The following is a 14,531-nucleotide window of genomic DNA, read 5'->3' on the forward strand; positions in this document are numbered from 1 at the left end:
GGGTATTATGGTTTAGCCGCTGGTTAGTTGTTTAATATGAGCCGGGAATCTGCCATTTTGTAATGCTTGGACTGCTGTTCCCGAATCTTGTACCCAAAACTGTCTTCCAAAGCGGACAATTTCTCGGTGATCTCCAGCCTGAACAACACCAATGACAGGTATTCTGGATTTATCTTTATCCCCTGCTTGTGCTTTGAGAATTGTATTCAAACGATGTTGTTCTTCAATTGTTCCTGCTTGTTGTGGACTCAGTTCCACTAAAATCATTTTTACAGTTTCGACAGTTTCCGCATCTTCCAGAATAAATTGAACTTGATCGTCGCGGCGATCTATCTTACCCCAAATAATCAATCTGGCATCAACTTCGAGTAAAGAACTAATGCGTTCATAGGTTTTAGGAAAAACCACCGCTTCCGAGGCAGCAGATAAATCTTCAACTTGCAGAATTGCCATAGAATCACCTTTTTTGGTGACAACCTTTTTGACATTATTCAACATTACTACCGCACAAAGAATAGAATCATCTTTTTGTTCTGCCAATTGTGCTAAGTTAATAGGTGCAAGGACTGAAGATGATTGTCTGATAGATTTAAGAGGATGATCTGAGAGATAAAATCCTAATAATTCTTTTTCCATTCGGAGTTTTTCTTGAGGTGGTAAATCATTGACAGGGGGAGCTTTTGGTGCAGATTCATAGGCATTTTTCTGGGGTTGATGATTATTCCCTGCCAATCCCCCTCCTAATAAATCAAATATATTACCCTGTCCACTAGCTTTGTCTCTAGCGCGGGATTGCGCCCACTCATAAACTAATTCTAAATCATGAATTAATTGGTTGCGATTAGCTTGAATTTTGTCAAAAGCACCGCAGTTAATGAGTGATTCTAAAGTGCGGCGATTCATGGCACGTAAATCCACGCGATCGCAAAAATCCGCCAAAGATTTAAATGGGACTAATTCTCCTGATTCTTCCCTAGCTTCTAAAATTGAGGCGATCGCATTTTGTCCCACATTTCGCACCGCCGAAAATCCAAATAAAATCTTCCCATCCACCGGCGTAAAATCTAAACCAGAGCGATTCACATCCGGTGCATCAATCACAATCCCCATATTAGAGCAATTATCAAGATACTTCCGCACCTTGTCTGTATCCCCACTATTAGCGGTTAACAACGCCGCCATATATTCCAATGGATAATTTGCTTTTAAATATGACGTTTGATAAGTTACATAAGCGTAAGCTGTAGAGTGAGATTTATTAAAACAATTGGCAGCAATAAAACCATTTTTAATGACGAAATTATGGTCATTTTCCACACCAATATCATAAACATTGACTTGACCGACATAAGTACGAGAAATTATTTTAACCATATCACTTAGCTTTGCCAAATTTGTTTATTTACATCTTAATAGCCATTATCAGCCACACAGATACCTTTACATTTAATACCATTTGTAGCAGTGCGTAGACAATGGGGACAGAGAACCTCTTCCTTCTCTGTTTCTTGATTTATCACTATATTAGTGCTTGTCTGGAGCTTATCTTTTTCGGTCTGGAGTTTGTCATTCATAAGAATAGATTTAATGAATTTCCATCTGCTGAAGTTTCTCTATTAAATCACCACGTCGGAAAGTGGCAGAAAGTTGTTGTAAAGAAATTTCCTGGTTTCCGTAAAGTGCTTGAAGTGCCTCTTGAACATCTCCGACTGAATCATTGAAATAATTATCCCAATTTTGATTAATCAACTGATTTGCATCCTTAAAATTACGGTGGTTAATTTCCTTCATTTGTAGATTCATTTTTTTGAGAAGTCTTTTCCCCATTTGCATAGCAATAAAGCACGAAGCATAACGGACACAAGCAGGATCATGGGGATACGGACGTTTACGTAGGGTTTCGGCAATTCTATACAACTGTACAGCTATGACGACTTGTGCGCCATTAAGCTGCTCAGTAAAAATTACATTATACAGTTTACCAAAATGCTCACGAGTGAAAAACTTAGCTTGATGAGGCTTTTGTCGCCAAACCGCCAGTATCGCCTCAGCCGCTACACCCGAAGTAATATCTGTGGATCTAGTGCCTGTATCAGAGCGTTTACGGCGATAATTAAATCCCAACTGTTGGATATCCATTTCCAGCCGCCGCTGTAGATTATCATTAGCTCGAAGGTCACGCAAATCCACAGGGTTCTGACTATTAGTAGCATAAGTAATTTTTTGGACTAAATCATCATTATCAGTAGGTAATTGATAAAGCCGAACTAAAACATAAGCTTGAGTATTTTGTTGGCAGAAATTTGGGTCTTGAAGAGTTTTAAAAATGGTCATACAAGTTTGACCACCATTAATAATTTGCAGGTTCTCAACTCGTACCTGATAATCACCATTTTGCAGCGCGTTATAGGAAAAACTGTCGCAAGTTAAAGTGATGCCATTATTATAAAAATAGAAATTGTTTTTTTCATCGCTATTTAAAGTATCCCGAATACCCTCGTTGACCCGGTTGCCTTGCAGCCCTAAATAACGGCGGATATTACGTTCTAACAAGCGTTCTCCGTGTCGCTCAATCAAAGCCGCAATTTCAGTTATAGAAATTCTGCCCACAAGTACCCGACTGAAATTCATATCTTCAACTACAGCTTTGCCACTTAGTTGTAAAGTATCTTTAACTGGTTTAGAAGCTTGCAGAATTTTGATCAGATGTTCATGATTAATGTGTTCCCATGTCACCTGATCACCGAATCCAGATCGATCAATTGCTTCTTGAGAAGAGTCATTCCATTTTATGCCATTATTACAACCTAATGCCCGCACCTGGGGAATATATCCATCCCGAATTAAACTGCGGGCTTCTTCTACTTTGGCAAGTAAGCGTTGATTAATATGCTCTAATTTTGCAGTGGGATCAAACAAAAATCGAATCGCATTAATGAGAGCCGTGATGCCATTTTCAGGAAAATTAGTCTTACCTTCTAGATTATTTACATACTTTACCTGAAATAAACTAACTGTAAACTCACCATCATATTCTTCAGAAATGTGCATGGCATCCACACCAAAATCTCTACCACCTTCTGTTAAACAATCAAAGGTATTAGAGTCTTCTAAATCTAGAATTGTTTGCACACAAAAATATACAAATGCCAAAGATTTAAGTTTGCCAGCATCATTAATATTTAATTCTTCAGCAGCCCGTTGTCGAATGACATTAGTTACTGAGCCTAAACGTTGATCAATAATAGAGGCATTAATATTCATGATTTGTATTTGAGAGAGTGACTTTGTAGACTTACAAATAATTGATCAATACTACTATCTTCATCGGCATATACAGCATCTATTGTTGAGTAATTTGATCCGGTTTGTGTAGTTGCAAATATTCTTGAAGTGCCACAGCAATGGAAGAATTTGTCGCTATAATTTGTGGCGTTGCTGATTAAGGGTATGATTTTATTTCACGCAGAGACGCAGAGGCGCAGAGAGTAAGAGTTTGAGAGATGGAACTTTCGACTTTCATACCCCAATTCAGCAACGCCTAATTTGTTATACTTCTTCAAAGTCAGCCCACTCAATTCCTAGTTGTTTTATGGCTGCGCGTAACGTTCCTAATTTTAGATCGCGGCCACTCCAATCAGGAATTACAGTTGCTTTCTGAGTAATTGGATTAAACCACTTTCTATGTGAACCTCCACCACGTCTGGGGATTTCTTCACATCCAAGTTTAGATAATTTCTTAGCAACTTCTCTATAGTTCATCTGATGGAGATAATTGTTTCTATTAAAGCTGGTGAGTTTTGGTCTACAGATTGTAGGTTAAGGGGAAGTTCTTTACCTAAATCTTGATATGTTTCCAGAACTGCTTCAAAGGCATCTCTAACATTGGCTAAAACCTCATCCATAGAGTCCCCCTCAGTTATCAATTCTGGTAAAAGTGGAGAAGTTACGGTGAACCCTCCTTCTGGTTGAGGTGTAAGCAATAATGGAATTTTGTAGAACATAATTGTGATTGTATAGTTGAGTCTATTCTATTTTAGATGTTTAGCTAAAAAACCATTAACAGATTTACCTGTGAACATAGAATATATACCTGCTATAATCAGTATCAGACCAAGGATGAAAACACCATGAGATAGACTCTACTCTGTTTACTAAGTGCTGAAACTAATATAATACATCTTCCAACACCATTCAAATGTACCAATGTTATAAAATAGATAAAAGCTCAACCCTAACTTTCCAATCATGAGTCTCCATCCTCTCTTAAAATTTGACATTTCTGAACTCAGCATTGCAGAACGTATCCAACTTGCTGAAGATTTATGGGACAGCATCTTAGAACAGCAAGAGGAATTACCCTTGAGTCCAGCACAACAACAAGAATTAGATCGACGGTTAGAAAATTACAAAAAAAACCCTACAAATGGTTCTAGTTGGGAAGAAGTTAAAAAACGGTTAGGATTCTCCCAATGAACTATAACCTAATTATTCAGCCAGAAGCAGAATACGATATCCAAAATGCTTTTGAGTGGTACGAATCTCAAAATCCAGGTTTAGGTTCAGAATTTGTTCGTGCTGTTGATGCTTGTTTGTCTGGAATTGGAAGACAACCTCTTGCTTACCAAGTTACCTACAAACAGGTAAGAAGAGTATTAATTCGCCGATTTCCTTACATAATTCTCTACGTTTTTGACCAAGATACTGTTTTTGTATTTGCTTGCTTCCATGCAAAACGCAATCCAAAACAGTGGTTAGATAGAATTGAATAAAACTTCTCTTTCTTGCCAAAGCAACTCAAATCACAGCATATCCCGTATGTTGCCTAACATTTTGCGGGTGAAAACCTAAAACAATTTTATCTTTAGGAATTCCCGCAGCTTCTAATTCATAAGTAACACCATCTTCTGTATCATCTCTTTGCACCCAGATTTTACCATCAATAATATCAAGATGCACCAGACAACCATGAATTCTTTTATGATCATGCCAACCAAGAGTTATTAGTAAATAACTATCATTTTCACTATCAAAAACTGTTTTACATTCAATCACTCCATAGGAATAAGGAATTTGTGTATAAGGTATTAACACTTCTTTAATAATCCGGCGATAATTATCTAAGGTATCCATTGGGTAATCCTCTCAGTATCAGAATTAAAAACAAGCACTGTAGGTTGGGTTGAATAAAATGAAACCCAACAAATAAATATCAATAACAGCAATATTGATGTTGGGTTGCGTTCCTTAACCCAACCTACGAGATTGGCGATCGCACTTACATATACTTGTTGGCTTTTCGGTGGTTTTAAAGGTCTTTAAAGTAATCCATATGTGCATTATATATTTGTTCAATTGCAGCTAAGTCAGAATTTTGTAAATTACCTAAATTATGATTTATCAATTCGGGAAGAGTTAATCTCAATCCTTTGTTTAATGATTTAAAAAGAACAATGCAGATACCATCCCCAAGTTTTTCAATTTGTTCTTTGGTCAAGTATTTGAGTTTTGTACAAACGACCATCCAGTTCATTTTTTTGTTCAGATTGAGATTTATAATAACTTCTTCATAGATAGGAAGAATTGTTATTGTAACTCCGCCAGCAATTCCAGAATGCTCTTTGAGTAAGTTATTTGAGTTGGAGAATGCTCCCAGGTATCGAACATTGGGTTCTGCATTTCCCTCTTTGAACCAAAGTGCTTTATGTAGCTCCTCCCCATAACCCGAATTTCCTATCTTAGAACCAAATAGAACATGAGAAATGCCTAACGCGAGTTTAGCCATAAACCGTCTATCATGATATATATACATTGATATATTGTTATTACGCTCTTTACCTTCTCGGCACTTATTAGTTATATATTGAATCCGTAAATTGTCTATTTCATCAGGATCAGAGAAACCAATAGTCTTGAGATCAGCACCTTCAACTCTAGTACACATAATTTTTTTAACTCGACGATCTATAAAAGCATCTTTGAAAGCTAACCAAGATATTAATACATTTTTTTGTGACCTTTCAGAGAACATAAAATATGCTCTAGATTGTACTTTTTTTACTGTTCTTGGATTCCCGCCAGAATACCAATACATGCGTTCATCTTTTGGCCTAATCCAATAGATCTGTTCTCCCAGAGGTCCTAGCCAAGATTCACATATCTCATCTTCTTGCATATTGGGAGGCTTTAAATCTGAGATACCCATACAGATGAGAGGTAGTGCGACTGGTTTTTCTGGGTCAAAAAATTTATATGCAGATTCTTTCAGTTCATTGTAAACAAGAAAATCTTTTTCAAATGCTGCATCTACAAACAATCCAAGATTGTTATTACATGTAGAGCATACGTCTCTTGTTTTTAGCTCATCGGGTGCCTGTGCACCACCGAGGAACTGAGGAATAACATGTTCTAATGTGAATTGATTATCGGGGAATGGTTTTCTACAGTAAATGCATGGACGCATCGTTTGACCTCCAATAAATTAATAAACCTAGCTATGTACTGAATAACTTTATGTGTTTTACCCGCAACTGCGGTTTAATTCTCATATTAATGGCACACTATCACAGATTATTGTACAAAGTCTTTCCCCAATAAACAACATGAACCCCCACAGAATTCAGGAGTTCAAACGCAAATTCCCCAATCCCCACACCTGTAAATGCTAAAATCAATGACTTGATTCCTTAAAGAGAACAATTATGGCATCCATCCGCGAGTTGCACGAACAGATAATTAGTAAAGAACGTTCTGCCGTTGAAATTACCCAAGAAGCATTAAATCGGATTCAAGAGTTAGAACCCAAACTGCACAGTTTCCTCACAGTCACGACAGAACAAGCCTTAAAACAAGCTCAAGCTGTAGATGCAAAAGTCGCTGCTGGAGAAGAAATTGGCATCTTAGCGGGGATTCCCATCGGGATTAAAGACAATTTGTGTACCAAGGGGATAGTCACCACCTGCGCTTCCCGGATTTTGGAAAATTTTATCCCCCCTTACGAATCCACCGTCACCCAAAAACTAGCTGACGCTGGGGGTGTGATGGTAGGTAAAACCAACTTAGATGAGTTTGCAATGGGGAGTTCCACAGAAAACTCCGCTTACCAAGTTACCGCTAATCCTTGGGATTTATCCCGTGTTCCTGGTGGTTCTTCCGGTGGTTCAGCAGCAGCCGTAGCAGCCGATGAATGTGTGGTTTCCCTGGGTTCGGATACGGGGGGTTCAATTCGGCAACCGGCTTCCTTCTGCGGTGTTGTGGGCATGAAACCGACTTATGGGTTAGTTTCCCGCTATGGTTTAGTGGCTTATGCTTCGTCTCTAGATCAAATTGGACCATTTGGACGGAGTGTGGAAGATGCGGCTATATTATTGAGTGCGATCGCTGGCTATGATCCGCAAGACTCTACCAGTCTCAAAATCAAAGTTCCTGACTATGCAGCTAGTTTAAAACCGGATCTCAAACTTCGGAAAAAACTTAGAATTGGTGTCATTACAGAAACCTTTGGTGAAGGGTTGGATTCAGAAGTACAAGCCGCTGTCACCAAAGCCATTGAACAACTTCAAGAACTAGGTGCGGAAATTCATCCGATTTCCTGTCCCAGTTTCCGCTATGGTTTACCAACTTACTACATTATCGCCCCTTCAGAAGCATCAGCTAACTTGGCGCGTTACGATGGCGTTAAATATGGTTTGCGTTCCCCTGATGCAGACAATCTTTTATCAATGTATACCCGAACTCGTTCTCAGGGATTTGGGGCGGAAGTCAAACGCCGGATTATGATTGGTACTTATGCCCTTTCCGCTGGTTATTATGATGCTTACTATTTGAAAGCCCAAAAAGTCCGCACTCTCATTAAAAAAGATTTTGAAAAAGCTTTTCAATCAGTAGATGTGTTAATTTCTCCAACTGCACCAACTACCGCATTTCGAGCCGGAGAAAAAACTACCGATCCTTTGAGTATGTATTTAAATGATTTAATGACTATTCCTGCTAATTTAGCTGGTTTACCAGGAATCAGTTTACCTTGCGGTTTTGATAGTAAAGGTCTACCAATTGGACTACAAATAGTTGGTAAAGTGTTAGGAGAAGAGCAACTTTTCCAAGTAGCTTATGCCTATGAACAATCAACTAATTGGCATTTACAAAAACCCAAAATTGCTTAGAGGATGGTTGAAAAGTATCAGAATTAATCGAGATCCCCCCAACCCCCCTTACAAAGGGGGGCTAAATTCCTCAAAGTCCCCCTTTTTAAGGGGGATTTAGGGGGATCTAAAAATATTTGATACACCATGAGGGACCACCCTCTTAGTTTCTCACTCGCGGGGGTTTACGCCGTAAACCCCTACTACAGAGGTTTTACAATTATAGTGCATTGTAGCCCCCTCATCGCTTGCGGGGAGGGGGTTGGGGGTGGGGTTCTTGTACTTCATAATAAACTATTCAACAAAGAACTTTTCCAGACAGCGGACAAACATTTCCACACCCATTGGTAAAGCTGTTTCATCAAAATCAAATTGGGGATGATGATGAGGGTAATCTAATTTTTTCTCTGGATTTGCAGAACCAAGAAAAAAGTAACAACCGGGAACTTCTTGCAGAAAAAATGACATATCTTCTCCACCCATTGTTTGACATTCGGGAACGATACCAATGGGGGTTTCTATGACTGCTTCTGCGACTGAACGCACTAATTCAGCAATTCCCGTATCATTGATAACTGGTGGATAAAGATGAATATAATCTAAGTCATAACTTGCACCGTAACTTTGGCAAATTCCCGCAATAATTTGTTGAATGCGTTCTTTAAAAAAACCTGCCAAATCAGGATTAAAATATCTCACTGTTCCCCCCATTCTCGCGGTATCAGCAATCACATTAACTGCTGTGCCGGCGTGGAGTTCTCCCACTGTCACTACAGCCGAATCAATGGGGTTCACATTACGGGAAACTATTGTTTGTAAAGCATTGACTATTTGCGCTGCTACCACCACAGAATCCACTGTTTGATGAGGAATTGCCCCATGTCCACCTTTACCGAAAATGGTGCAACGGAACAATTCGACAGCAGCCATTAATGCCCCAGCCCGGACTCCTACAGTTCCCAATGGCAGATTATTCCATAAGTGTAAACCGATAATGGCATCAACATCAGGGTTTTTAAGTACACCTGCTGCAATCATCGGTTTTGCTCCACCGGGACCTTCCTCTGCGGGTTGGAAGATAATTTTGACAGTACCGCTAAAGTCTTTTCGGTGTTGATTGAGGTAATAGGCTGTACCGAGAGCGATCGCTGTATGTCCATCATGTCCACAAGCGTGCATGACTCCATCATGTTGAGAACAATAGGGAACTTGATTCTGTTCTTGAATAGGTAAAGCGTCCATATCCGCCCGAATTGCTAACACTTTGCCATTCCCAGGTTTTTCACCTTTAATAATAGCGACAATTCCCGTTTGAGCAATTCCGGCTTGATGGACAATTCCCCAATTTTGCAATTTTTGGGCAATAAATTCGGCGGTAATTTTTTCCTGAAAACCTAATTCTGGTTTTTGGTGGATCTGTCTTCTCCACTCCACTAATTGTGGTTGTAAAGCCCGAATTTCTAACCGGACATTTTTGAGATTTACTGTTGAAGCCAGAGGAAATGTAGAAACCATATTTATCAATTAAAAATTAGTGATTAGATTTATATTTCTTCCCTGTTCCCTGTTCCCTATTCCCTGTTCTCTATTCCCTACAATATATTTCCCAGTCCAAAGCCGCAGCCACTTCGGCAAGTTTTTCCAAATCTCTAGGATTTTCTAGGTAGGGAACACAACCTAAAACGGGAATATTTGTTAATGATCGAATTAAATCTGGTGGCGTTAAATCAGCAATTTCTGACTCGGTGCGAGGTTGGGTACAATTGAGAATAATCCCCCGCAGATTGATTTTAGTTTGCCTAGCTAATGCTACATTAGCCACAGCACTAGCGATCGCCCCCAATCTTACCGGCACAACCAAAATAGTTTTCAATCGCCATTCACCCGCCAAATCAGCCACAGTCAACTCATTGGTAACTGGTGAACCTAAACCCCCCAAAGATTCCACCAACACAAAATCACGCTGTTTTTGTAAAGATAACAAAGTTCGCCAAGCGATCGCCAAATCAACTTGACGATTTTCCTTCGCAGCCGCAATTGGAGGTGCTAAAGGCGCTTGAAAATACAAAGGTGTAATTTCCTCCGCCGACTGTTCCAAATTAAACAGACTTTGGTACAGTTCCCTATCACCCACCCCCGATTGAATTGGCTTCATCATTCCCAAACTGCGCTGAGGATAATATTTTTGCCAATAAGCCGCTAAAGCTGCCGTCACCACAGTTTTACCAGCATCCGTATCAGTTCCCGTAATCAATAAAGTATTCAACAACGTTTTCCGTTAAAAATGACAACTTAATTTGCTTCCTTTCCTAATTTAGCCCTAATTAGTCCCATTAAAACCTGGCGTTGGTGTTTCCGTTGGCGTTGGTGTTTCCGTCGGCGTTGGCGTTTCCGTTGGAGTTGGCGTTTCCGTCGGCGTTGGTGTTTCCGTCGGGGTTGGTGTTTCCGTTGGCGTTGGTGTTTCCGTTGGCGTTGGTGTTTCCGTCGGGGTTGGTGTTTCCGTTGGCGTTGGTGTTGGCGTTTCTAAAGCCACATTCAAACTATAATTAACCTCTGCCACACCCCCGGACAAACCTAATTGAATAATATATTTGCCATCATTCGCTAATATTCCCTCATAAGATGTAGATTGTTGATCTTGAGTATTCACGACTTCACCATCAGCAGTTAAAATCGTCAGAATAACACCACTGTTCTCATTTACAGATACAACTAACTTTTCCCCACTCTTACCTTGCAAACTATATTGAACTAATTCATTTTCCCGCAGTGTTCCCTCAACTCTCGCCATATTAGACCTGTCTAATTTCAGCCGTTGGCGATTAATCACAGGTTCGCTATTAATCGGTGTTGGAGTTGGTGTTAATGTCATCCCACTAGGAATAACTGGAGAAGGAAAAGATTGTGGAGTTGTAGTCGTTTCTCCCAATGGACGCGGCTTACCTTTCAGTGAAGTTACCAGAGTCCAAGAACCAAAACCTGCTAAAATAATCACAATACAGCCAATACCCCCCAACGCCCAACCATTATCCAAAATAGAGCTACTTTGCCCAGAATCTACTGAAGGTTGCGGCTTTTCAGATGCTTTCGATATAGGTTCAGGACGGTGACCAATAGCAATAGTTTGTAAAGAAGATAAATTAGCTGGAGGTTGACTACTATAGCCTATGTTCAGCAGTGCCTGAGTCACATCAGCCGCACTTTGATAGCGTTCCCCCGGTAGATAACTCAACATTCGCTGTAAAACCTGAGCAAATTCTGGTTTCACCGTTGCCCATTTTTGCCAATTCCAGGTTAGTTGCTGCTCATCAAATAAATCTGCGGGTTCTTTCCCAGTCAATAAAACTATAGAAGTCACAGCTAACGCATACAAATCACTACTAGGATATGCCCTGCCCGTCTGCATTTGTTCGCTAGGCGCATAACCTAACTTACCTACAGTTGTTACTGATGTAGCACTTGATGATTGTAATTTTGTGGCTAACTCCTTAACCACTCCAAAATCAATTAACACAGGCAGAAAATCATTTTCCCGTAAAATTATATTTTCTGGAGATATATCTCGATGAATAATTCCCTTTCCATGAATATAACTAAGAACAGGTAATAAAGTTCTTAATAAATGCAGTACATCGGCCTCATTAAAGGTTTTTCCCAGGTCTTGACGTTCTTTGAGCAAATTGCGGTAAGTCTTACCAGCCACAAAATCCTGTACCAAAAATAACTTTTCGTTTTGGGCAAATTTTTCTCGAAATTTGGGGATTTGCGAATGTTCAATTTGATACAATGTTGCAGCTTCTCGTTCAAATAACTCCTGTGCTTTTTGCCCATGGGATGTTTCTGTGATTGGGGCAATTAATTCTTTCAGAACACAAAGTTCATTAAAGCGTCTTTGGTCTTCTGCTAGATAGGTTCTACCAAATCCCCCCTGTCCAATAATGTGAATTATGTGGTAACGATTTTGTAGGATAGTACCAACTGTAATCGGTGATTGCATGATCTATTAATTGAATATAATAGCAACTGAGCTAGAACTTAGTAAAAGCATCATCCATCCACAACGTGACACAATATGTCTCAATTGTAGCTTCCGTAATTTTCCTCAGTCACCCCGCCTGCAAGGAAGTGTATACTGGAAATAAGTCTTGCATTATTCTATTCTTACGTTCTGCCTTAAGTCAGGATGTGTTCAATATGGTAGCGTTTTTATACAGGTTGATTACCTTTCCTGTCTATTGAGAAGATGATAACATCAAATATAATCAACTTATCACTGGGGGATAAATCCCCTCTTACAGCTTTCATCCCCGACTTACAAGACATTGATACCTAAAAATTTTGGGGATTTTTAGGGATCAATTCCGGGGTTTTGAGCCTATCTTCTTATAAATCAAGCGGTTTAGTTCACGGCAAATTTTTCCAGGTCTGGGGATTTATTAAAATTAATATTTAATCTTCAGTTAACTGGGTTATTAATTGGTAATAAGTATCATAAAATAATTGTTTGCACGTTTGGTGCTATTTAATCATAGGTGTTGTAACACCCCAGAGCTAACTGGAAGATCAATATTATTTGTTTACTCAATTTCGGCGAAATTTGCTCAATCTCTGATGATATTTCTATGAATGCACTTCGAGGATCTGCTGTGCTAAGTTCTGCCACTTTACCAATTCAGTCAATAGCAACGGGACTACCTGACAATAATCGTCTGCGGCTTTTTTCCGGTTCTGCCAATATAGCACTGTCGCAAGAAGTTGCTCGTTATCTAGGTATGGACTTGGGGCCAATGATTCGCAAAAGATTTGCGGACGGAGAACTTTATGTTCAAATCCAAGAATCAATTCGGGGTTGTGATGTCTATTTAATCCAGCCCAGTTGTCAACCCGTCAATGATCATTTGATGGAATTACTCATTATGATTGATGCCTGTCGTCGAGCATCTGCACGCCAGATTACAGCAGTAATTCCTTACTATGGTTATGCTCGCGCTGACAGAAAAACAGCCGGCAGAGAGTCAATTACTGCGAAGTTAGTTGCTAATTTGATTACTGAAGCAGGTGCTAACCGCGTTCTAGCGATGGATTTGCACGCAGCCCAAATTCAAGGCTATTTCGATATCCCCTTTGATCATGTCTATGGTTCACCAGTTATCCTAGATTATCTCATTAGCAAAGGATTACAGGATATTGTGGTTGTTTCTCCTGATGTGGGTGGGGTAGCACGGGCTAGGGCATTTGCGAAAAAATTGAATGATGCACCATTGGCAATTATTGATAAACGTCGTCAGGCTCATAATGTCGCCGAGGTTTTAAATGTGATTGGTGATGTGAGAGGCAAAACTGCCATATTGGTGGATGACATGATTGATACTGGCGGTACGATTGCGGCAGGGGCTAAGTTACTACGTCAAGAAGGTGCAAGTCAGGTATATGCCTGTGCTACTCATGCTGTATTTTCCCCACCGGCAATTGAGCGATTGTCTAGTGGGGTCTTTGAGGAAGTTATAGTCACTAATACTATTCCCATCCCAGAGGCTAATCAGTTTCCGCAATTGGTGACGCTTTCTGTCGCTAATCTACTGGGAGAAGCAATTTGGCGGATTCATGAGGATAGCTCACTCAGTAGTTTATTCCGTTAATCAACCAATAACTATCATCCCAAAGGAAGAAAAAAGGAGTCAGGAGTCAGGAGGAAGAAAGAAGAAAGAAGGAGTAAAAGCATGATAACTTTGTACTTCCTGTAACCTGCAATATGCTGTAAATAATGAAGGATGAAAGTTTTCGTTCTTCATTTTTTGTATGCAGCTAATATTTCTAATTCGGAAACTACTCTTTCTAATTCTTCTACTAAGGGCGTAATTTGATGTTTCTGGAAAGCATCTGCGAGGGAACGATAATACCAAAGTGTGCCTGCTTTGCCACCTTGAAAACGTTCCCAAACTGCATCACCAATCATCCGATAATCTTTGAGAATTGAACGGACGTTATGGAGTTTGTCAGCGGCAGAAACTAGCAATACTTCTGGGGAAGCGGTGGAAATATGGGCAATATAGGCTTGTTTCCGGGGTTTCCAAGGGGGTTTAGGTGTGGTGTCTGTGTCTGTACAACCATCAACTATGGCGGTGACTTTATCCCCAAATCGGCGACGAATTTCTGCTCTGGTGGCTGCTCCGCCTTGGTCTTCTATGGCATCATGTAGTAGAGCCGCTATGGCTTCATCTTCATTAGCACCATATTCTAAGGCTATGCTGGCTACTCCTAGTAAATGGGTAATATAGGGAATATCCCCAGCTTTGCGTTTTTGCGTAGCGTGGAGTTCGTGGGCGTAGGTAAGCGCTTGGGTAAATCTTTCTGATAGCATTTTTAGTTAGAGGTTATAGATCCCCGACT

Annotated in this window: 15 protein-coding genes; 4 read left to right on the plus strand and 11 right to left on the minus strand. The window is 39.9% G+C overall.

Features of this window, described 5'->3' with window-relative positions; genetic code table 11:
- Positions 1-12: 12 nt before the first annotated feature.
- From AA650_RS12555 to AA650_RS12570, 5 genes are all read right to left on the minus strand, one after another.
- Positions 13-1,374, minus strand: a complete 1,362-nt coding sequence (locus AA650_RS12555; RefSeq protein ID WP_053539276.1) for a helix-hairpin-helix domain-containing protein — start codon at positions 1,372-1,374, stop codon at positions 13-15.
- A gap of 35 nt (positions 1,375-1,409) precedes the next feature.
- The gene (locus AA650_RS27905; RefSeq protein WP_168637066.1) at positions 1,410-1,574 is read right to left on the minus strand and encodes a hypothetical protein; all 165 of its coding nucleotides are present in this window, start codon (positions 1,572-1,574) and stop codon (positions 1,410-1,412) included.
- A gap of 10 nt (positions 1,575-1,584) precedes the next feature.
- Complete coding sequence (locus tag AA650_RS12560) at positions 1,585-3,264, minus strand: AIPR family protein (RefSeq protein WP_053539277.1); 1,680 nt, start codon at positions 3,262-3,264, stop codon at positions 1,585-1,587.
- Between the two features lie 285 nt (positions 3,265-3,549).
- Positions 3,550-3,762, minus strand: coding sequence for a type II toxin-antitoxin system HicA family toxin (locus AA650_RS12565; RefSeq protein ID WP_053539278.1), 213 nt, complete (start codon positions 3,760-3,762; stop codon positions 3,550-3,552).
- Positions 3,759-4,004, minus strand: coding sequence for a type II toxin-antitoxin system HicB family antitoxin (locus AA650_RS12570; RefSeq protein ID WP_015078469.1), 246 nt, complete (start codon positions 4,002-4,004; stop codon positions 3,759-3,761). The genes AA650_RS12565 and AA650_RS12570 overlap by 4 nt, the downstream gene beginning before the upstream one ends.
- 244 nt (positions 4,005-4,248) lie before the next feature.
- Here AA650_RS12570 and AA650_RS12575 point away from each other — a divergent pair, with 244 nt between their 5' ends.
- Entirely contained in the window at positions 4,249-4,476 is a 228-nt protein-coding gene (locus AA650_RS12575) for an addiction module protein (RefSeq protein WP_053539279.1), read from the plus strand.
- On the plus strand, positions 4,473-4,772 hold the full coding sequence (locus tag AA650_RS12580; protein WP_053539280.1) for a type II toxin-antitoxin system RelE/ParE family toxin: 300 nt from the start codon (positions 4,473-4,475) through the stop codon (positions 4,770-4,772). Before AA650_RS12575 ends, AA650_RS12580 begins: the two co-directional genes overlap by 4 nt.
- 25 nt (positions 4,773-4,797) lie before the next feature.
- On the opposite strand, the gene AA650_RS12585 is transcribed toward AA650_RS12580, so the two are convergent.
- Positions 4,798-5,133 (minus strand): XisI protein, encoded by a 336-nt coding sequence (locus AA650_RS12585; RefSeq protein ID WP_039199856.1) that lies wholly within the window; start codon positions 5,131-5,133, stop codon positions 4,798-4,800.
- A 175-nt stretch (positions 5,134-5,308) separates the two neighbouring features.
- Positions 5,309-6,463, minus strand: coding sequence for an HNH endonuclease (locus AA650_RS12590; protein WP_053539281.1), 1,155 nt, complete (start codon positions 6,461-6,463; stop codon positions 5,309-5,311).
- 238 nt (positions 6,464-6,701) lie between these two features.
- Here AA650_RS12590 and gatA point away from each other — a divergent pair, with 238 nt between their 5' ends.
- A complete protein-coding gene (gatA, locus tag AA650_RS12595; protein ID WP_053539282.1) occupies positions 6,702-8,162 on the plus strand; it encodes an Asp-tRNA(Asn)/Glu-tRNA(Gln) amidotransferase subunit GatA in 1,461 nt (486 codons plus the stop codon).
- 273 nt (positions 8,163-8,435) lie between these two features.
- Here gatA and AA650_RS12600 read toward each other — a convergent pair whose 3' ends face one another.
- The 3 genes from AA650_RS12600 to AA650_RS12610 form a co-directional block, all read right to left on the minus strand.
- A complete protein-coding gene (locus AA650_RS12600; protein ID WP_053539283.1) occupies positions 8,436-9,656 on the minus strand; it encodes a M20 metallopeptidase family protein in 1,221 nt (406 codons plus the stop codon).
- Positions 9,657-9,726: 70 nt separating this feature from the next.
- Positions 9,727-10,407 carry a dethiobiotin synthase gene (gene bioD, locus AA650_RS12605; protein ID WP_053539284.1) on the minus strand — a complete coding sequence of 227 codons (681 nt, stop codon included), beginning with the start codon at positions 10,405-10,407 and terminating at the stop codon, positions 9,727-9,729.
- Positions 10,408-10,461: 54 nt separating this feature from the next.
- On the minus strand, positions 10,462-12,138 hold the full coding sequence (locus tag AA650_RS12610) for a serine/threonine-protein kinase (RefSeq protein ID WP_053539285.1): 1,677 nt from the start codon (positions 12,136-12,138) through the stop codon (positions 10,462-10,464).
- A gap of 625 nt (positions 12,139-12,763) precedes the next feature.
- Here AA650_RS12610 and AA650_RS12615 point away from each other — a divergent pair.
- Positions 12,764-13,780 (plus strand): ribose-phosphate pyrophosphokinase, encoded by a 1,017-nt coding sequence (locus tag AA650_RS12615; RefSeq protein WP_039204898.1) that lies wholly within the window; start codon positions 12,764-12,766, stop codon positions 13,778-13,780.
- A gap of 149 nt (positions 13,781-13,929) precedes the next feature.
- Here the strand turns inward: AA650_RS12615 and AA650_RS12620 are convergent, their stop codons facing one another.
- Positions 13,930-14,502, minus strand: coding sequence for an HD domain-containing protein (locus tag AA650_RS12620; RefSeq protein WP_053539286.1), 573 nt, complete (start codon positions 14,500-14,502; stop codon positions 13,930-13,932).
- Positions 14,503-14,531 lie beyond the last annotated feature (29 nt).

The sequence above is a fragment of the Anabaena sp. WA102 genome (assembly GCF_001277295.1).
GTDB lineage: Bacteria > Cyanobacteriota > Cyanobacteriia > Cyanobacteriales > Nostocaceae > Dolichospermum > Dolichospermum heterosporum.